Origin of the sequence: Numidum massiliense (assembly GCF_001375555.1) — a bacterium.
In the GTDB taxonomy this organism is placed as follows: Bacteria; Bacillota; Bacilli; order Thermoactinomycetales; family Novibacillaceae; genus Numidum; species Numidum massiliense.
Genome location: NZ_CTDZ01000009.1, coordinates 2682584 through 2702384, shown reverse-complemented (window position 1 = coordinate 2702384; position 19801 = coordinate 2682584). Strand labels below are relative to the sequence as shown.

The 19801-nt window shown below is 44.7% G+C and carries 20 protein-coding genes and 1 pseudogene; 17 read left to right on the top strand and 4 right to left on the bottom strand.

Going from position 1 to position 19801, the window contains the following annotated elements:
- Window positions 1-9 precede the first annotated feature (9 nt).
- The 6 genes from BN1247_RS12670 (at window position 10) to BN1247_RS12645 (ending at window position 4358) form a co-directional block, all read left to right on the top strand.
- Window positions 10-1173 (top strand): pre-toxin TG domain-containing protein, encoded by a 1164-nt coding sequence (locus BN1247_RS12670; protein WP_054950720.1) that lies wholly within the window; start codon window positions 10-12, stop codon window positions 1171-1173.
- 4 nt (window positions 1174-1177) lie between these two features.
- Window positions 1178-1603, top strand: a complete 426-nt coding sequence (locus BN1247_RS12665; RefSeq protein ID WP_054950719.1) for a hypothetical protein — start codon at window positions 1178-1180, stop codon at window positions 1601-1603.
- 86 nt (window positions 1604-1689) lie between these two features.
- Window positions 1690-2337, top strand: a complete 648-nt coding sequence (locus BN1247_RS12660; RefSeq protein ID WP_054950718.1) for a hypothetical protein — start codon at window positions 1690-1692, stop codon at window positions 2335-2337.
- A complete protein-coding gene (locus tag BN1247_RS12655; protein ID WP_074011155.1) occupies window positions 2334-2801 on the top strand; it encodes an SMI1/KNR4 family protein in 468 nt (155 codons plus the stop codon). Before BN1247_RS12660 ends, BN1247_RS12655 begins: the two co-directional genes overlap by 4 nt.
- Window positions 2802-2901: 100 nt before the next feature.
- Window positions 2902-4002 (top strand): pre-toxin TG domain-containing protein, encoded by a 1101-nt coding sequence (locus BN1247_RS12650; protein WP_054950717.1) that lies wholly within the window; start codon window positions 2902-2904, stop codon window positions 4000-4002.
- Window positions 4003-4013: 11 nt separating this feature from the next.
- Window positions 4014-4358, top strand: a complete 345-nt coding sequence (locus BN1247_RS12645) for a hypothetical protein (RefSeq protein WP_054950716.1) — start codon at window positions 4014-4016, stop codon at window positions 4356-4358.
- Window positions 4359-4709: 351 nt separating this feature from the next.
- On the opposite strand, the pseudogene BN1247_RS12640 reads toward BN1247_RS12645, so the two are convergent.
- A pseudogene (locus BN1247_RS12640) lies at window positions 4710-5925 on the bottom strand (IS256 family transposase).
- Window positions 5926-6093: 168 nt separating this feature from the next.
- Between BN1247_RS12640 and BN1247_RS18020 the strand changes: the two are divergent.
- The 4 genes from BN1247_RS18020 to BN1247_RS18440 all read left to right on the top strand — a co-directional run bounded on the left by BN1247_RS18020 (window position 6094) and on the right by BN1247_RS18440 (window position 8755).
- Window positions 6094-6267, top strand: coding sequence for a pre-toxin TG domain-containing protein (locus BN1247_RS18020; protein ID WP_187119786.1), 174 nt, complete (start codon window positions 6094-6096; stop codon window positions 6265-6267).
- Between the two features lie 171 nt (window positions 6268-6438).
- Window positions 6439-6912: an SMI1/KNR4 family protein gene (locus BN1247_RS12635; RefSeq protein ID WP_054950715.1), complete on the top strand. Its 474-nt coding sequence runs from the start codon at window positions 6439-6441 to the stop codon at window positions 6910-6912.
- A 1226-nt stretch (window positions 6913-8138) separates the two neighbouring features.
- Complete coding sequence (locus tag BN1247_RS12625) at window positions 8139-8573, top strand: CDI toxin immunity protein (protein WP_054950713.1); 435 nt, start codon at window positions 8139-8141, stop codon at window positions 8571-8573.
- Window positions 8574-8620: 47 nt separating this feature from the next.
- Window positions 8621-8755, top strand: a complete 135-nt coding sequence (locus tag BN1247_RS18440; protein ID WP_261796044.1) for a hypothetical protein — start codon at window positions 8621-8623, stop codon at window positions 8753-8755.
- A 207-nt stretch (window positions 8756-8962) separates the two neighbouring features.
- On the opposite strand, the gene BN1247_RS17235 is transcribed toward BN1247_RS18440, so the two are convergent.
- The 3 genes from BN1247_RS17235 to BN1247_RS12615 all read right to left on the bottom strand — a co-directional run bounded on the left by BN1247_RS17235 (window position 8963) and on the right by BN1247_RS12615 (window position 11380).
- Window positions 8963-9313: a CocE/NonD family hydrolase C-terminal non-catalytic domain-containing protein gene (locus tag BN1247_RS17235; RefSeq protein ID WP_187119785.1), complete on the bottom strand. Its 351-nt coding sequence runs from the start codon at window positions 9311-9313 to the stop codon at window positions 8963-8965.
- A gap of 23 nt (window positions 9314-9336) precedes the next feature.
- Window positions 9337-9855 carry a CocE/NonD family hydrolase gene (locus BN1247_RS12620; RefSeq protein ID WP_054950712.1) on the bottom strand — a complete coding sequence of 173 codons (519 nt, stop codon included), beginning with the start codon at window positions 9853-9855 and terminating at the stop codon, window positions 9337-9339.
- A 220-nt stretch (window positions 9856-10075) separates the two neighbouring features.
- Window positions 10076-11380 (bottom strand): hypothetical protein, encoded by a 1305-nt coding sequence (locus BN1247_RS12615; RefSeq protein ID WP_054950711.1) that lies wholly within the window; start codon window positions 11378-11380, stop codon window positions 10076-10078.
- 253 nt (window positions 11381-11633) lie between these two features.
- Between BN1247_RS12615 and BN1247_RS12610 the strand changes: the two genes are divergently transcribed.
- The 7 genes from BN1247_RS12610 to BN1247_RS12580 all read left to right on the top strand — a co-directional run bounded on the left by BN1247_RS12610 (window position 11634) and on the right by BN1247_RS12580 (window position 19791).
- Window positions 11634-12350, top strand: a complete 717-nt coding sequence (locus tag BN1247_RS12610; RefSeq protein ID WP_054950710.1) for a hypothetical protein — start codon at window positions 11634-11636, stop codon at window positions 12348-12350.
- Window positions 12344-13708, top strand: coding sequence for an FAD-dependent oxidoreductase (locus BN1247_RS12605; protein ID WP_054950709.1), 1365 nt, complete (start codon window positions 12344-12346; stop codon window positions 13706-13708). Before BN1247_RS12610 ends, BN1247_RS12605 begins: the two co-directional genes overlap by 7 nt.
- Before the next feature lie 11 nt (window positions 13709-13719).
- A complete protein-coding gene (locus BN1247_RS12600) occupies window positions 13720-14892 on the top strand; it encodes an ROK family transcriptional regulator (protein WP_054950708.1) in 1173 nt (390 codons plus the stop codon).
- A 33-nt stretch (window positions 14893-14925) separates the two neighbouring features.
- A complete protein-coding gene (locus BN1247_RS12595) occupies window positions 14926-16227 on the top strand; it encodes an ABC transporter substrate-binding protein (RefSeq protein ID WP_054950707.1) in 1302 nt (433 codons plus the stop codon).
- 403 nt (window positions 16228-16630) lie between these two features.
- Window positions 16631-17269, top strand: a complete 639-nt coding sequence (locus BN1247_RS12590) for a carbohydrate ABC transporter permease (protein WP_187119784.1) — start codon at window positions 16631-16633, stop codon at window positions 17267-17269.
- A gap of 11 nt (window positions 17270-17280) precedes the next feature.
- Window positions 17281-18189 carry a carbohydrate ABC transporter permease gene (locus BN1247_RS12585; protein WP_074011151.1) on the top strand — a complete coding sequence of 303 codons (909 nt, stop codon included), beginning with the start codon at window positions 17281-17283 and terminating at the stop codon, window positions 18187-18189.
- Window positions 18190-18210: 21 nt separating this feature from the next.
- Entirely contained in the window at window positions 18211-19791 is a 1581-nt protein-coding gene (locus BN1247_RS12580; protein WP_054950705.1) for a DUF4127 family protein, read from the top strand.
- Window positions 19792-19801 lie beyond the last annotated feature (10 nt).

Here is a 19801-nt window from a genome sequence, read left to right as displayed (position 1 = left end):
GTTGAAGATGTGGGAAAACTCGTCGTCAACACACATGAAATAACTGCCCACTTAAAGGATATTCATCGTCATTTATCTGACCAAGAAGAAACGGTTCGCGAGCATTTACGCATTGTGGGCCAAGCGAAAGCGACACTGGCTTCTGAGGATCTTTCGGCGGTAGACTATGCGTTAACGCGCGTGGAGCAACTTGGCAAACAGTATGTCAACGAAAAGATGCCGCCGCTCCATGACATGTTACCAAGCGCCCGGCCGCTCGAGCCGTATCAAAATGCGGTATTGACAATTAATCAGTTTATGTCTGATCATGAGGTTACCCCTTTCATCCGACAAATTCGAGAGATCCACCCGATTAATGTCACGACGGAAGTGGCAGGAACCGACGGACTAACTGTAGAAGACGTCATCAACGCGGCAGGGGAAATAACTGGCGTCAACGATTTTTATCGCGCATTTGAAGGTAAGGATCCGCGTACAGGCGAAAAACTGTCTGAAGCTGAGTGGTGGGAATCCGTCGGCATGTCGCTTTTAGCGGTAATACCCCCAGCGAAATGGTTAAAGCTTGCCAAGTTGGGCAAGGCGGGCCGCGGTGCCGCTGGTAGCGTTAAGCTTCTAAAAACAGCTAAAGGACTTAAAAAGGTAAAGAAAACTTTATCCCGCATTTCTAAGATGGGCGATCACCTAAAGAAGAATGGTACGATGCCGAAGCGCAAGGTGAATGAATCCATAAAGAAATACACGAAACGCTTATCGGGTATTCTCAGGAAGTTCCCTTCTACCAATTTAGGATTTCCAAATGATGCACATTCACAAAAGATGATATATTCCATTAAAAAAGGTGGGAGTGTATGGTATCGTTGGAAACCCGGTGATCCTAATGATGCCCCAACGAGAAATGGGAATTATCCATCTTGGGAAACTGCCAAAAAGCGTCACTGGAAAAATAGATCCCTCTCCGAGGATGAATTTAGTCCCGAGGACTTGGAGAGAATTAAGAAAGGAAAACCGCCCATACACCCCAAATATAAAGTACCAAAGGAACTACACCACAAAGAGGGGAGAAAAATTCCTAATCCGCATAATAGCAAGAACCTACAAGAGGTTTGGCCTTGGGAACACGCTGAAATTGACCCTCACAGACATTATAAAGGACCGCGACCGGAAGGAGAATAGAAAAATGTACTATGAACGAATTTTAAATGACGCATTTCTCGAAAGGGGGAGAAATAATGTCATTCTATGGGAAGCTCAACCGGTATCAAATGGCCAAGAGGTGAAAGTAAGGTTTATATGCAAAAATTCTCCCCGTCGACAAGGGATATGGTTAAGGACAGATCAAGGCATTGAGGTAATGGGCAATCTTTATAAGTCCATTAGTCTTTGGGAAGATACGGCACCAAAGGAATCAGTGATAAAATGTTATACTAAGAATGGACTTCTTAGTTTTTACAATATATGGGAGGGAGAGTACGGTAGGAGTTCACAATCATATTCTTCAGGAATGTTACTTGAGATAAAGGGTAATGAGTTGATTTATAGTTGTAATGATTACGGTTTCGATACTGACTTTGATAAGTTGGTTTTTTCGATTGAAAAATTATAGATGCTTGTGAATCATGGCATAAGTAGTCCATTCTTCTAACAAGATTGGGAGATTCCATTCGACACTTTGTGGACAGCAGTCAATGATTGCTGTCCACAATCGTCAAGACGACTAATACAAAAGGCACAATGCCGAAGCGCAAAGTGAATGAGTCCATAAAGAAATACGCGAAACGCTTATCTTCCGTTCTTAAGCAGGCGTGGCAGAATCGACCGACCTCTGTAGATAGCCCGAGCAGGCAAGATGGGCAGCGGTTAGGGATTATTGAGAGCGGGGATACTTGGTGGAGGAATAGGAAACTTAAACCAAAGTTGACCAGGGATTATATAAGGGAAATCGAGTCAATAACGGGTATTAAAGTACACCCGGAACAAATACGGTTGTTGAAGGATGCGTTGAGAAAAAAAGAGTATATTAAACTTATTCCTGCTGAAACGAGGAAGCACCGGAGCAAGTTAAGCCGAACTGCGAAGGACAAGTTGATTAAGAAATGGGAAAAGAAGACAGGTCAGACTTGGCCAAGGTATGAAGAAAATGTTTACGCAAAAACCGGGCGTATTTCTAGAAGAAAGGGACGTCCTTATGATGTACACCACATAATTGAAAACGGTTATGAAGGGCCTCATGAATGGTGGAATATTCACCCGGCTAGATTCCCTGATCAACATCAGCGCGGGATCCATTCTCAAGATTCTGCATCCAGAGGATTATTTCCAAGGAGGAAAAAACGATGAGTAAATTTGAATTTTTGTCCAAATATGTTATTGATGAGGAGGACGAAGTTGACGCTAAACATAACCTGTATTCCTTGAATGAAGAAGAGGTACTAAACGCCGAGAAAAGAATGGGGATAAAGTTTCCGAAGGAGCTACGTGACTTTTACCTCAATATAGGGTATGGGTTCTTGAATATGGAGCCGGAAGGGGTTGGCATCAATCGACTAATTGATCCGGAAACTGTTGCTGACATAAGGTTGAGAGAGGATATTTATGAATTTGATCCTGATCTAGAGATGTATGACGACCTGAGTAAGTTGATATTTTTCGAAGCAATAGAGGGATACTACTTATCAATTGCAATCAGTGATAATGAACAGAGTAAGATTTATAATTTGGATACAGTCATAGCAAATTCTTTAGAGGAATTTTTAAGAAAGCTTGACCAAGAGGGCGACTACTTCTATGATCTGGTAGATTAGTTGCATTAAGTCTAAATCCCTTAACCGAGTACGCCAAACATACGTTCCAAACAAACATCTGCTGCTAATCCCGCAAAAAAAACATATATTTTGCGGGATTTTGTTCAATCGTCATTTATCCGACCAAGAAGAAACGGTTCGTGAGCATTTACGCATTGTAGACCAAGCGAAAGCGACGCTAGCTCCCGAGGATCTTTCGGCGGTAGACTATGCGTTAACGCGCGTGGAGCAACTTGGTAAACAGTATGTCAACGAAAAGATGCCGCCGATCCATGACATGTTACCAAGCGCCCGGCCACTCGAGCCGTATCAAAATGCGGTATTGACAATTAACCAGTATTTATACGATCAAGAGGTTACCCCTTTCATCCGACAAATCCGAAAGATCCCCCCGATTAATGTCACGACGGAAGTGGCAGGAACCGACGGACTAACTGTAGAAGACGTCATCAACGCGGCAGGGGAAATAACTGGCGTCAACGATTTTTATCGCGCATTTGAAGGTAAGGATCCGCGTACAGGCGAAAAACTGTCCGAAGCTGAGTGGTGGGAATCCGTCGGCATGTCGCTTTTAGCGGTAATACCCCCAGTGAAATGGTTAAAGCTTGCCAAGTTTGGCAAGGCGGGCCGCGGTGCCGCTGGTAGCGTTAAGCTTCTAAAAACAGCTCAAGGACTTAAAAAGGTAAAGAAAACTTTATCCCGAATTTCTAAGATGGGCGATCACCTAAAGAAGAAAGGCACAATGCCGAAGCGCAAAGTGAATGAGTCCATAAAGAAATACGCGAAACGCTTATCTTCCGTTCTTAAGCAGGCGTGGCAGAATCGACCGACCTCTGTAGATAGCCCGAGCAGGCAAGATGGGCAGCGGTTAGGGATTATTGAGAGCGGGGATACTTGGTTAAGGGATAATGGAAGAATTCCCAAGGTTGGTAATCAAGAAGCCTTAAAGAAATTAAAAGATGTATTAAGAAGGGCTGAGAGGAAAGGAGACAGACTTGAAACAGTTCTTGAAGATGGAAGTAAGGTTGTATTCCGTAAGGATTTTGGTGAAAAGGCTCATCCAGTAAAACATTACATTTATCCTGTAGATCACTATAATGTTGAAATCCATGTGCCCAAGAAAAAAGGTGGATACAGCAGAAGAAAGAATTATCACATTATAGTTGACGAAAAAGGAAACGTGAAAGATATTATTGAGTGAGGAGTGATCATATGGACAAGTATATTGTCGATTTAAATCCATCAGATACAGACGAGGAAGATTTTGAGTTGGAAAATGAGAACGTCGGTGAGGTAAGGGTGTATAAAAACGGGAAGAATATCTCATCTGACTGTCGAGTTTTAGTTCAGCTAAGCAAAGATGGACTTATCGGACTAGGAACTGAACTAATCAGGCTAGGTCACTCTTTCAAAAACGGGCGACATTCCCATATATACCCGGTGGATCCCGATTTAGTCAGTCAATCAATGGGAATATTTTTAACGGCTAACAGCTGCGAATTAATTCTCGTTTGTCATGATTTCGGCTCAATTGACAAGCACATCGAAAAAAAGTGATTACTTCCTATATCGGCTTCCCTGTTGTTAATCCTATCCCTTTGAATTATTAAATACTAGGAAGTAGTACTGTAATTCTACACTAACGACTGTACTACTTTCTCTTTTAAAGGAAAGTCACTAAAGGGGATGTTGCTAATGAATTATAAAGTTTTCGATGAAGGCAACATACAGGTAACAGTGAATGAAGATCAAGTCCTAATTTGTGTGTAAAAATAACCTCGGCTAGAATGAGCGTCGATGACGGCTTGACATGGAGCCTCTACGGGCATGATTTCTTGTGCTTTGGCGATGTGAAATGACGCACCGCCTGGCGACCCAGCCTATCATGCCCGCCCCTCCATGTAAAGCCTACGCGATGTGAGTGACGGTGGTGGCAGACTCTTTTGTTCTTCGCCACTCAACGTACTCGGTCATATCAAGATACCTTCTACCGCTCTCCCACTGCTCATCTTTTTCCATGAGCAACGCGCCGATTAAGCGTACGACTGATTGGCGATTCAGGAAGATGCGAATGACCCGTTCACGTCGACGAATTTCCTCGTTGAGCCTTTCGACGCTGTTTGTTGTACGCAGCCGCTTGCGGTATTTTTCCGGAAAAACGAGTACAGCTGTTGCATCATTAAAGCCGGATTCTAAGACATTCATGGCGTTTGGTACCTTTTCTTCATAGGCTTCTAAGGTTTGAGACAGAAGTTGTCTCGCCGTCTCCATGTTTGGAGCATCCAAGATGGCACGCACGTGACGGCGTACCTCTTTCTGAAGGGATTTAGGCGTGACATCAAGTATATTACGCATGACATGCGTTTGACACCTTTGCCAGGTCACCCCTTGAAAGTGCTGACGAATGGCCTTCACTAAGCCACCGTGATCATCAGAGGTGATCAAGTCGACACCTTTTAGTCCGCGTTGTTTTAGCCAACTGAAGAACGCACCCCAACTGGCTTCGGACTGGTGTCGCCGACCATGAGCCCAAGTATTTCGCGGTAGCCGTCAGCGTTCACGCCGATGCCGACCATAACGCCGCGTGAGCCAACTCTGCCGTCTTCTCGCACCTTGAGATACAACGCATCGACGAGGACAAAAGGAAATGCGTTGTCCGAAAGCGGACGATCATTCCATGCCGCCACGATCGGATCCAGTCGCTTACACAAATCCGACACGGTAGACTTGGAAAGACTTCTCCCACAGTTCATCTGTTACCTGAGAGACCTTGCGTGTGGAGACACAGTTCACGACCCTCTCCATCATGGCAAGCATTAAGGCTTGTTGATTCCTCTAGTGACGCGTGAACAGCTCGGTGGAGAATTGACCGTTTCGGAGCCGTGGGACGTGTAAGGTCAGCGTGCCCACACGCGTCGTCAACTGGTGGGGGTATGACCCGTTACGATAGGCGCGACGATCTTCGGTTCGCTCGTAAGGTTCAGCGGCTATTTGTTCCGTCACTTGGGCTTGAAGTGCTTGGTTTAATACCGATTCGAGCAACTCAGCGACACCGTCATCTTGGGAATTCCCTAAAAAAGTTGGTGCAATAATTCCTGATTACGGTAATCTGGTATTGAGCCATTTCAAATTTCTCCTCTCTAGAATGTGGTCTCACAACTTTCATTCTAACCGAGGATTTTTAAACTGGCTCCCTTTATTTTCTGAAAACCCTTTTTACACAATTATACGGACTCAACCCCCTTTCATCCGACAAATCCAAGAGATCCATCCGATTAATGTCAGAACGGAAGTGGCAGGAACCGACGGACTAACTGTAGAAGACGTCATCAACGCGGCAGGGGAAATAAGTGGCGTCAACGACTTTTATCGCGCATTTGAAGGTAAGGATCCGCGTACAGGCGAAAAACTGCCCGAAGCTGAGTGGTGGGAATCCGTCGGCATGTCGCTTTTAGCGAATTTCTAAGATGGGCGATCACCTAAAGAAGAAAGGTACAATGCCGAAGCGCAAGGTGAATGAGTCCATAAAGAAATACGCGAAACGCTTATCTAAGGGTCAGAGGAATTTAAAAATTGGAAAAAGGCGTACTGGAAAATGCGGGCGAAAAAATTTTCGAGTAAATAAGGAGGAATGTTTATGAGCAGCGAAACTTATCAGAAGGCCAAACAAATTATTTTGTCTGACAAAGAGAGGTCTGATTTTTTTGGCCCACGGTCTCGTGATTTGATCTCTAAAGCGGAGGAAGTGTTAGGGTTAATGTTTAGTGGTTCGTACTTGGATTTCTTATTAACCTTTGGAGCGGGTAACTTTGGATCTGAAGAGATATACGGAATAATTAACGGAGACTTTGAAAATTCTTCTGTTCCAGATGCAATTTGGTTCACGTTAACGGAACGAAGGGAAATAAACCTTCCAAATAATCTTCTTGTGATATACGATACAGGATGGGGAGAGCTTTATTGTCTTGATTTTAATAGTGCTGATAAGGGAGAACCTAGTGTTATTTCTTATGTACCAGGGATAGACCAAAACCAGCAAATCAATGAAGTTATAGCAAATGACTTCGGAGATTTTTTATTGGAACTAATCGAGGATAAATTATCAGTTTGATTTTGGGGACATTTGTGAAAAAAAGGTAAATTTTCGGCACGATCTCCTGCCGCGAACGCCGTAGTAAAAAAAGCGACGTTAACGGTTTATATTGCGTATAGCATTGGCCTACGTTATGGGAAGAAACTGTCCAAAGCTAAGTGGCGGGTATTTTAATAACCTTATTCATTTTTGTAAACGCTTTTACACGAGGCAGTACGGTAAGAAACGAACCATTGAAACCTTGGGGCCGATTCATTTGATCGACTCGTCAACGATTTCTATGTGCCTGTCACAGTATCGTTGGGCAGAGTTTAGGCAAACGAAAGCTGGTGTAAAAGCCCATGTGCGTGTCGTGTTTTTCGATGGACGTGTCTATCCCGACAAAGCGGTTCTTACGCCAGCACGACCTGCTGATCGGGCACAGATGGATGAACTTGTTGTCACGGAACCGGATGCACAACGTCTTCGACAGGGGATACGTCGACTACCGTAAGTGCGATAGGACGGCATTCGATTTGTTACGCGGCTAAAGTCCAACGCGCGATCCACGAAGTACTGAAAGAGCTTACGATTGATACAGATTCCCCTTTACGCGATCGGAAATCATGCCCGCAGAGGCTCCATGTCAAGCCGTCATCGGCGCGGCTCAGCTGTCGAGGTGAAGAATTATAATGTGACCAACCCTAGGGGAATAAGTCGACTGGTAAATAATGTTTCAAAGCAAATTAATAAACGCAAGAATGATTTACCGCCTAATACACGTCAAATTATTGAGATTGACGTAAGGGAACAAGATGTTTCGAAAAAAACGCTTAAAGATATACGGAAAAGGATTAGGGAAAAAACTAACGAAGACATCAGGGTGAATTTCATTACTAAATGAGGTGAGCATAGTGACAACGGGTTTTAGTGTTGATTATTTGTGGTATCCTGTTGGAACAAGTGATTTTATGCATTCAATCTTGCGTTTGAAATTATTGGAGAATTAGGCCCTTAGACGGAAAAGGATATAGGGAGATTAGAAAAGAGCCCCGGTTTTGAAAAGGTTATCGGGAGACGGTCAACGGATAGGAAAGTTAGGTGGCGTCTAGACCATGATCTTATAAAGGGGCCGCATATAAATATTGAAGATTACCGCAAAGGGAAAAAAGGGAAGGGAAGAAAGATTTGTATCCCATTTGAAGGAACGGAAGAATTGTATAAATCTTTATTAAAAAATTTGAATAAGTAGGAGGTACGGTAAATTGAACCTTTTTGACGAATGCATTATTGCATTAGGTGAAAATGCCGACGTTTTATCTGACGAGCGTACCAAACAATACTTTAGTCAATTAGTGGATCTATTTCCTATTACCTTTTACCAAAGAATTGATTGGGAAAAGGTAAAAGTGAAAAGGAAGATAGAGTATTACGGTGATATACCAACTTGGTTGGATGAATTGGGAATTAGCGACATGGAAGTTGTTTTATTGTGGAACTATACTGACGATCCAGCCGTGAAAACAGATATAGTTTCTGCCGTAAAGGTAATTGATGATATTACTGCTGTATCGTGGGATACTTTTATGTTGTCTCCATCAGTCGGCTATGTGATAGAATTTTACCATGAAGGAGAAGTTACCATAGGTTTACCCAATAGTAAAATAAAGGAATCGTTTGATCAAAACGATCGAGATTAGCCAACCGCGTCTTCCCCGTTGCTACCTGTTTAAGGAGGAGTGATTATATGGAAAAGTATACTGTCGATTTAACCCCTAAGCATGTAGAAAAGTTTGAGGAAAAAGGTGAGAACGTCGGTGAGGTAAGTGTGTACAAGAACGGGAAGGATATTTCGTCTAACTCTCGAGTCATGCTACGCTAAGCAAAGATGGCCTGATCGGGCTTGGAACCGAATTAATCAGACTAGCTCACACCTTCGAGGAGGCGAGTCATATCCATGTTCACCCGGTTGATCCCGAATTACTAAGTCAATCAATGGGGATATTTTTAACAGCCAGCAGTTGTGAATTAATTGTCGTATGTTGCAATTTTGGCCCGATTGAGGATCACCTCGAGAAAAAGTGATTTACTACGGTCGTTCTATACTAACGACTGTACTGAACAGGCACGAAATGTAGCGCTTGAGATGATAGGGTCCTTGGGGACTCCCTTGTCCTTGGTGTGCCTTGGTTCCACCCGCAATGCTTAGGCGAATGCGGTGACCTTTTTTAAAGACGTAGGAAGTCGGCAATATGTCGATTTGGTACGGTTCAATTTTCCCTGGAGTAATCGGCTCGGGAGTGGAACGCGATTTTGATCGCTGAGCATTCAAGTATCCTGCGGTCACCGCAGTCGATGTGCCGTCGGGAGCAACATCTGACACTTGGACAACGAAATCGATGTCCGCCGCATTTGTCTCGGCCCATAGGTTTAGAGCCATCGTTCCCGTTACTTCCGTTGAATCTAACAGGGGATCTCTCCTTGGTCTGCCATCCATTCCACAACGTCATAACCGTCTTGTCCATACTTGTGGTAGAGATTCGCTTCCCCTTCTGAAGTTCCAGAACCACGCATGCTCAGGTGTAAAACAGCATAACCGCGCTCGGCTAGATAATTGGGTAAATAATTCCCTCCCGAACCCGGCTCTCCGTGTCCATAGCCGTTCGGAAGAAGGATGCTGGGAATCGATCCTTCTGGAAGGTCTGGAAGAAATAGACGTCCTTTCAACTTTACACCGTCACGCATCGGAATTGTCACGTCCTCATATACGGTTACGGGATAACGCTCGTCCGATGTCGGTGGTGTTTTGGCCTCTGTGACCCAGTTCCTGTTTTCTGTTCCCTTTCCTTTTGAACTGTCCACTTGTACTTTCTCAAGTGCTTCCGCAGAACCGTACAAAAAATCACAGCCTATGATAATCGAGAAAACGATCATAAACGTCAATAACGTCAATAATGTCAATAATGTTGATTTTCTTTTCAATAGATGTTCCTCCTTCGAAAAGTAATAGAAACTTGAGGCCGCACCCAGCCGTGGTGAATCTGGTCTATACCTGGTTGTTCCATCTGTGGGAACGGGGTGCGACCTCGGAGAATGACGATCTCCTACCGGAATGAGAAGGGATCTTAATTTTTTCCGGATCCCTTCTTTGTGAGCCCTTGGCGATGGTGGCGATCGGGTTCAAATCTCCGAGAGGCTATTTCTAGTAGTTTAAAATGACCTTAATATGCGTCACATCGATTAAAGAATCGTTATGCGATCCCTGAATCGACTCCGGATCTTGCCACGTTTTCCCTCCGTCTTTAGACACGACGAAGTGTGTCGACTGTCCTTTGATTGGTTTCTCTTGCACTTTAGTTGCGGCGTGTTCAGGGACATGAACCTCCGTTGTGATTTGTTTCGGTTTAATATAGCTACTGAAAATGGGTGCAACCGCTTCGAAATGAGGGTCATAGGCTAATGTCTCATCAAAGTAAACAGGATTGTATAGATGGTCAGGCGTAGATCCGAGGTGCCCTACAATCATATATTGTGGGCGGTCCAAGTAATTAAGATCGAGAAAATAGCGGGAATAAACGACGTGGTTGGCGGGGACAATCTGAAAACCGCCACGCAACTCCTCGTCCCACGTAAAGCCGACTTTAGGAGAAGTCGATAAGTCTAAAACGCCCCCGTGGTTCGCTCTTACTCGCCCGACATCCGCGTATTCCGAGCCGCCAAAGCGTCCCGTACCTTCGACCCGTTGTAGGACTGTGGCGATCGGCTTCTTATATCCACGGTCATATTCAATCGTGACGTCGCCGCCAACTTTATTTTCAAAAACCATCGCTTTTATTTTTCCGTGTTTAGTTTTCGGCTGATACACGTTGATTCGTAAATGTTTAGGTGCGTCATCGTAAGAATGGTTACTGTAATAGTGATCGATCGACTGCCATTCGCCTTCGCTGTTCTTGTACTGTACGGGCGAGCTCACGTATGCCGAAGCATCCCCGCCAAACAATTTTTCTCCTCCGGGAATATTTGTAGCAATGCGTCCGGGGTGTGGTCCGGGCCCGGATTTATAGTACTCGCGATCGGGAAGTAAGGAAATGAGACGCGGTTTCCACACGGCATCGCGGCCTTGTTGTGCCATTTTGGGATCATAATGCTCCATGGGCGCGACGCGTAGGTGCATCGCGTTAACACCTGTCGCAACGACATTTCCGAACGTATCGTCGATGGCTTTGGCATATTGTGCAGCCCAAAACCCGTCGGAAGCTTGGTATGTACCTTCTGCGGGGACGACGACGTCACCAAGGTGTGTCGTTTCACCGTTTGGCTCGATTTTACTAATGGAACCGCCTTCAATGTTCTCGATCTGTATCGAATATTGCAGGGTCAAGTCGGGATCATTCTCTTCTAACACTTCTTCCGGTATGGCGGAACGAATAAAGTTACTTTTGGCATAGGCGGCACTGCTCAATAAAAGAACGCATAGTAGGGTGACTAATCCAACTTTTTTGTACAAAGTAAACGCCTCCATTTTTGAAAGTTTATTTTTCCCCAATTTACTAAGTAAAGTTTACTAATCAAATTGGAGATTGTCAATACAGTTTTGTTAAAACTATATGACCATTAAGCGCTTTATAAGTTATATTCCTCAACAAATCCTTGACTAACAGGGATGGATCGATATTTGAATCACGGGGTTGACTTTTTTAAAAATATGGGGTAGCCTTGTGGCGAAGATAGTTAGTAAAGTTTATTAAGGAGGAAAGGTGATGAGATTGGGTCTATACAAAACGTTAACCGAACAGCCATTTTCGTTAATGGTATCTTTGCCCCGAAACGATTTAGATCTTGCACAGGCGGCTTTCGAAGGTGGTGCCGACATCGTAAAAGTTCACATAAATGTCGATCACCGCGCAAGTGGTAATTCATTCGGCACATTGCGGGAAAACGAAGACTTCCTATCTCAATTAGTAGCAAAGGCAAGTAAGCGTTTAACGGGTATTGTCGTAGGTGATGGCGTACATAAAGTGACTGAATCTGATATTGAACGGTTAAAAGAAATAGGGATAGGCTTTATCTCCTTGTACGCTCACGACACCCCGCCCTGGTTGCTTCAAAATCGCGTCGATAAAATGATAGCGATTTCTTCCGAAGACCCTATTGATTATGGAAAGGGTTACAAAAGTTTACAAATTGATGCCTTAGAAGCGTCGGTTATTCCCGGAGAAGAATACGGGTCACCGCTGACTTTACGAGACATTTTTTTGTATGAGCGGATCGTTCGGTTATGTGAACGACCAGTAGTCGTTCCCACCCAGCGCAAAGTGACGACAAAAGACGTTAGCAGTTTAGTTGCAGCCGGTGTTAAAGGGCTTATGATTGGGGCAATCGTTACGGGGAAAGAAGTCGATAGTCTGTATAAGGCAACGCGTGCTTTTCGAACTGAGATTGACCGTGTGATAGGGGGTGGGACGAACGAATGTTGAACAGTGTGCACGATGCGTTCGATGTGGTTGTTGCGGGTGGGGGACCCTCGGGTGTCATGGCTGCGATTGCAGCAGCGCGTAACGGTGCGCGAACGATGCTCATAGAGCGCTATGGGTTTCTAGGTGGCATGGCTACGAATGCTCTGGTGGGTCCGTTGCAAAGTTTTCACGCTGGTGATGAACAAGTGGCTGTAGGGTTAGCACAAGAAATGATTGATCGGTTACAAGCGATCGGGGGGACGCCGGGACACGTGCCAGATATGGTAGGTTTTGTGCCGACTGTCACACCGGTAGATGTCGAAAAAATGAAATACGTGCTCCAGGAGATGGCGGAAGAGAGCGACGTTTTTTTACAGTTGCATACCGTCGTTACAGGTGCGGACGTCGACAAATCGGGAGAATTAAAAGAGCTTCACCTATACAATAAAAGCGGTCATTTGAGGGTGAAGGCATCCGTTTTTATTGATTGCACCGGTGATGGGGATGTTGTGGCGATGGCTGGCGTGCCTTATGAAAAAGGGAGGAAGAGTGACGGGCTGGCACAGCCGATGACGATGATGTTTCGCATGGGCGGGGTTAATTTTGACAGTGTCCGTTCTTACGTTAAGGCCCATCCGGAGGAGTTCGTTTTAGCTGACGATTGGGAGAGCTTTCCGATGGTAGGTATCTCTGGTTTTTTCTCCCTCGTCAATCAGGCCAAACGAGAAAAACGCTTAACAATTGAACGGGATCGGGTGTTGTTATTTGAACTTCCTGCAAAAGGGGAAGTGACGGTAAATATGACCCGAGTGATCAGGCACGATGCAACGGATGGACAAGCACTATCCAGCGCGGAAGTTTTAGGTCGACGGCAAGTAATGGAAGTGGTCGAATTTCTAAAATCAGACATTCCAGGGTTTGAAAACGCTGAACTCATTAACTGCGGGACACAGATTGGTGTACGGGAGTCGCGGCGTATAGTAGGCAAGTACATCTTAAGTGGGGAAGACGTCGTCCAAGGTCGCAAGTTCGATGACGTGATTGCAAGGGGATCTTACCCGATAGATATTCATTCACCCGACGGTGGGGACTTGGATGTTATTCAAATGGAACGAGGAACTTCGTACGATATTCCTTACCGTTGTGTCATTAATGACAGTGTGCACAATTTGTTAGTTGCCGGACGGTGTCTTTCAGCAACTCATGAGGCCTTAGCTTCAGCTAGGGTGACTCCGACGGCAATGGTGGTCGGACAGGCAGTTGGTATAGCGGCAGCGCTAGCAGTGAACGAGCAATGTAGTCCACACGACGTCGATGTTAAACAATTACAAGCATTAATATGCGAACAAAAAGGAAACCTTGGTGTTATTTGTCAATAGGAGCGGGGTAGATGTTAGAAAAAAAGGCGGAAAATCAATCAAATATCCGCATTAATAACCAAAAGTTGATTTTGAATGAAATCATTGCGCGCGGTGGTGCATCACGAGCAGATTTAGCAAAAGCGATTAAGCTAAGCGCACCCAGTGTGTCTGCCAACGTCGAACCCCTGATTGCGCAAAATATTCTTATTGAAACGAGGCGCGAACATGCCACGACGGGGAGAAAGCCGATCATCCTAGAGTTTAATGCGGATTACGGATATGTCATCGGGATGGATTTGAGTAAAGGGCGCGTCACGACGGCTCTCGGAAATTTGACCGGAACAATTGTGTACAAAAAAGAAGGGGCTTATACAGGCACGCGTGTGGGGATGGATTTAATCAATTTTGTCGAACAAAGCTTGCACGATTTTTTGCTGGAAACGAAGGTAGATTTGAAGCAAGTAATGGCCGTTGGCGTGGCGTCTCCAGGTATCTTGACAGAGAGGGAGCACGTGCGTATTGACCCGCAAAAATTGAACTGGGGTTTGTTTCCTGTTCAAGACATTTTAAGTCGTCGCCTGAAAACGAAAGTTATTATTGAAAACGATATTAACATGGCGACAATCGGTGAGTACGGGACTCTAAGTAAAAAAGAGGCATTAAATAGCTTCGTTTTCGTTAGTGTCGGGCGAGGACTTGGTGCAGGCATAATTATTAATCAGCAATTGTTTAAAGGCTCGTCCGGGGGTGCGGGTGAATTAGCTTTTATGAGGTTGACTAGTAAGGGCGATGGCGGCGAGCAATTCGCGGAGTCGTTCGTCTCAACAGAGGTCATCAAGCAATGTTTAATTAAAAAGCGAGTACTCATGCAACCTACAGATGATGATGACCGAGTCCTTCGTGAAACGGCTAAACTATTGCAACAAGAAGACAACGAGATGTCAGCACTTATAAAAGAAATGGCGGATCATATGGCGATGATTGTGAGCCATGTGGCCGCGGTGTTAAATCCACAAAAAGTGGTAATCGGCGGGGAGCTTATGCTGTTGAGTGAGTACTTCCTCCCAACAATTATAGAAAAGGTTAAAGAGGTGTACCCTTTTCCGATCGAGATAGAAGTTTCGACTTTGCGGGACGAAGTTGGGTTAATTGGCAGCATTGAGATCGCGAGAAAAGAGGCGCTGGAGCAAATGATTCAATAAAGCAACAACACTTTTTATGGGAGGTTTAAGTTGGTGAAAAGGAAAGCGATTATTGTATGGATCGTCTTGTTGGTTAGCCTTTTAGCAGTGGGGTGTAACAGTGAGGGGACAGACGGAGCAAAGGAGAAGAAAGGGGCAGAGCCTGCAGAGTTAACGCTTTGGGTTGCGGGAAACTCTAAGGAAATTCAAAAGACATTCAAAGAAGTTGTCGATGCGTTCAATAAGGAGTACGAGGCAGAAAATATTCGTGCCAAAGTACAATTTGAACCGTGGTCTGAGTTGGATCAAAAGTTAACTACATCGTTAGTCGGTGGGGTTGGCCCCGATGTGTTTATGCATGGAGCTGCCGCTGCCGCGAGCCTCGCTAATGAAAACCAAATAGAATCGTTGAAAAAGTACTACGACTCTTGGGATGACAAGGACGATTTTGTAGAAGCTTATGTCGAGTCTGGAAAAGTAAACGATGAGCCCTATATCGTACCGATTCAAGGGGCAAATCGCATGATGTATTATCGTAAGGACATTTTCGAAGAAGCAGGAGTAGAAGTGCCGGAAACGTGGGACGAATTATTGAAAATTAGTAAAAAGCTCGTGAAAAAAGACGGGGATCGCTTTAAGCAGGCTGCTACTGAATTGCCGCGAGAGGGCAATGATTTACAGCAAGTATGGAGTATGTTCTTATGGTCTAACAACGGCGACTTCTTAAACGAAGAGGGTACTGAATCGGTTTTAAATCGCCCTGAGGCAGTGGAAGCTTTGGAGTATTATAAGAAATTTTTCGATGACGGACTAACACCCATTTCAGGTATGAGCGGTCAAGGGGATCAACACCCCTTAGGAACAGGTGAGGTGGCGTTTACTTTTGACGGCGTTTGGGTCATCGAACAAGTTCAGAATTATACGCCAGATGCGTATGATTTGATTGATGTTGCCGTACCGCCGCGGGGCAAAGGTGAGACGACGACACATGTCGGTTCATCGGGTTTCTTCATGAATGCGAATTCAAAGCATAAAGATGCGGCATGGAAACTAATGGCCTTCCTCGGTTCCAAAGAAAATGTTGAAAAGATTTCACGCGAGCTTAAGTTTTTACCTGTAAGAGAGTCGACGGCGCAAGCAGATTTCATTAAGGAAGACAAGTTGTTTGCCAAATTTGTGGAACTGTCAGCGACGACAAACGGGATGTCTAACCCGAATGTTCCCGGCTGGACAACGATGCGCGACATCATCGCCAGTCACGTAGAGAAAGCAATTTATGGGCAGGTACCAGCAGAAGAAGCTTTAAAACAGGCTCATAAAGCGATCAATGAGGAAATACAGAAAAACAAGAAATAACGTTTTTCGCAAGAATGGGGGGATTGGCTCCCATTCTTGCAAATGACGAGCCTTAACAGGGGGGATATTGATGTCTAATGGGAACGCTTTGCCGAATGAATTGAAGACAAATCCTGTTAGAAAAAAACGGGGACTTTTCAAAAAACAGCTTGATTTTTGGAAGAATAGACAGAATCGTAGACAGGCGCTAGTCGCTTATGCGTTTATATCACCAGCTTATTTATTATTTACCATATTTTTATTCGTGCCGGTTTTATGGGCTTTCTATTTAAGTTTTACGAATTACACGCTTTTTTCACCCGGTGATTGGGTTGGGTTAGACAATTATACAAAGCTGATTTCTGATAGTGAGTTTCGAAATGCGCTTTGGAATACGACGATTTTTTCCGTACAAGTCATTCCTTTGAATATCGCTATTTCACTCGGACTAGCTCTATTAGTTAATCGGGCGTTACGCGGTATTACGATCTTTAGAGCTGCCTATTACATCCCGGTCGTTACATCGATCATTGCGGCTTCAATGATTTGGATGTGGCTGTACGATCCGAACAACGGGTTAATAAACTATATCGTCACCTCCCTAGGCTTTAAACCGCAACTGTGGCTCAACGATCCCGATATTGCCCTACAGGCACTCGTAGCTATGAGGGTATGGAAAGGTGTCGGGTGGAACATGGTTATCTTTTTAGCTGGTTTGCAAGCGATCCCGAAGACGTTGTATGAAGCAGCCGCTATAGAAGGCGCGAATCGCTGGAAGTCTTTCTGGCGTGTCACTTGGCCTCTCTTAACACCGACAACATTTTTCGTTTTTGTCATGGCTACACTGAGCACGTTTCAAACATTCGGGGAAATATATGCAATGACACAAGGCGGTCCCACCGGGTCGACAACGACAATTGTTTATCTCATATTCGTTTACGGGTTTGAGCGTTATGAAATGGGCTATGCGTCAGCGATTGCCTTCGTGTTATTTGCCATAATTTTTGTACTGACGTTACTTAACATGCTCATTGGCCAGCGTACGGTGAATTATGACCTTTAGGAGGCTGTGTTATGGCTCAAACGACGATCAGTAATACACCACCATCGGCAAACAAAACGGCACGTAAATGGACGAAGAAAATAATTTTATATGTGTTACTTACGGCCATTGCCATCGTTATGGTCGGTCCATTTTTTTGGATGGCGGTCACTTCATTAAAACCGAATACAGAAATGTTCGCCTATCCACCGACCATTATTCCTCAAACAATCACGTTTGAACATTATGTAGCTGCTTGGGAAGCGGCCCCTTGGGAAAAGTTTTTCTTCAACACTATTTTCGTAGCTGTTGTCATTACGATTAGCTCACTTTTTTTGTCTGCGCTAACGGGTTATGCATTTGCGCGTATGACGTTCCCGGGGAAAAATCTATTGTTTCTCATCTTGCTTGCGTCAATGATGATTCCGTTCGAGGTCATTTTGATCCCGCTCTATTTAATTATTGTTAAATTTCCTTTTGCCGGGGGAAACGGCATTTGGGGGGGCGGAACAGGGTTGCTCAACTCGTATAGCGCCCTTATTTTACCGCGGTTACTGTTTCCGTTTGGGGTGTTTTTAATGCGCCAGTTTTTTATGACCCTACCGAGAAACCTAGAAGATGCGGCGCGGATCGACGGGTGTAGCGAATTTGGGATATTTTGGCGCATCATGTTTCCCCTCATTAAACCCGCCTCAGCAACACTGGTCGTATTTGTGTTTACGATGATTTGGGACGATTTTTTCTGGCCGCTAATCGTCATTAACGATCAAAACTTGATGCCTGTTCAACTTGGTTTGCAAAGTTTCCAAACATCCCAACATACGACGGACTGGGGACCCTTAATGGCGGCTACTGTATGGGTGACATTACCGATAATTATCGTATTTTTGCTTGCTCAAAAGTACTTTATGAACATGCATTTAGGATCAGCGGATAAATAAGTTGGGAGGGGGAGAAACGAGATGGCACGTAAAATTGCGATAGTACCCCTAGATGATCGGCCGTGTTGTTATTCGTTTACTGAGAGATTAGGGCAAATTGGTGCAGTGGAAGTCGTTCAACCGCCTAAAGAAATATTAGGTAAGTTTACCGAACCAGGGTGTGGGGACAGCCTAAATGAATGGCTAGAAACGACGGCACCTCATGTCGATGGACTCGTTATTGCAATCGATCAATTAGCCTATGGCGGATTGGTCGCTTCGCGGACGATGGATCGTACGTTAGAGGTTAGTTTAGCTTATGTCAATGTGTTGAAAAAAATAAAAACGAAGTATCCGCAGCTGCCTATTTATGCTGCGAGTGTACTCATGCGTCTATCGATTACTTCTAAGAATGCGGAGTATAATAACTATTGGCGGGACGTCTTCCAATACTCTCGCCTATATGATTATGTACACCGTTTAGGGAAAGAAGAGTACAAGGAAGAGCTGAATCAAATAGAACGAAAGATCCCTAGCTCTGTGTTAGAGGAGTACTTATTAGCACGTAAACGTAATCACTTCATTAATAAACAGATGATTGATTGGGTAGCGGACGATGTGCTGGACTTTCTCATTATTACACAAGAGGACGCGAGTGACGTCGGTCTCCACTTATCGGAACAGCGGGTTTTAATGGAACATATTTTTGAGAAAAAAGTGCAGGAGCGGGTGATGCTTTATCCAGGTGCCGATGAAGCGACACAAACGTTACTTGCGCGCATGGTACATTATTTTAGGCAAGCTCAGGTAAAGATTTATCCTAAATATTTATCGCTTGCCGGACGAGCGGTTGTGCCGAAATTTGAAGATCGCCCACTTGAAGAAGCCGTAAGGGCACACATTGCGGCAGCAGGCGCGTTATGCGTGGAGAGCATAGAAGAAGCAGATTTATTGTTGTACATTAATACACCGTTGGACGATCAGTCAGTGGATGGATTTAAAGGGTTCGGGAAAAAGGCTTACTTTCATTCGAGGCATCAATATTGGGATTTTATTGCTTCTATGAAACATTATATGTCTAAAGGTTATCCAGTCGTTGTGGCTGACTTGGCTTTTCCGAACGCTGCTGACCTAGAGCTGATACAACTGTTGCTACAGAACGGGACGTATATGAAGCTGGCTGGCTATGCTGGATGGAATACGTCCGGAAATTCATTAGGGACATGTATTAGTCATGGTGTAATGAGTGTTTTATGGCAAACGGGAGAGTCGGTAGAAAGTACTGCCCTACAAGCCCATCTACAATTTCTAATCGAACGTTTGCTGGACGAGTGGGCGTATCAAGCGAACGTGAGGACAGAAGTGAATCATTGGCTTGAACAGACGTTACAAATAAGCCCAAGTTACTTGGGGGATGATTACGAACGTGTCGATAAGAAGGTAAGGCAAGGGTTGAAGCGTTACTTCGAAGAAGTGAAGGATGTGTTGATCGGCAGTGTGTTTAAAGTAAACGACTCTACTTATGCGATGACGCGCGTCGAGTGTACACATGTTGCCTTACCGTGGAACCGTACGTTTGAAGTGGATGTTTCGGTTTCTTGTGAATTGGAAACGTTAGGGTAACGAATGCGTG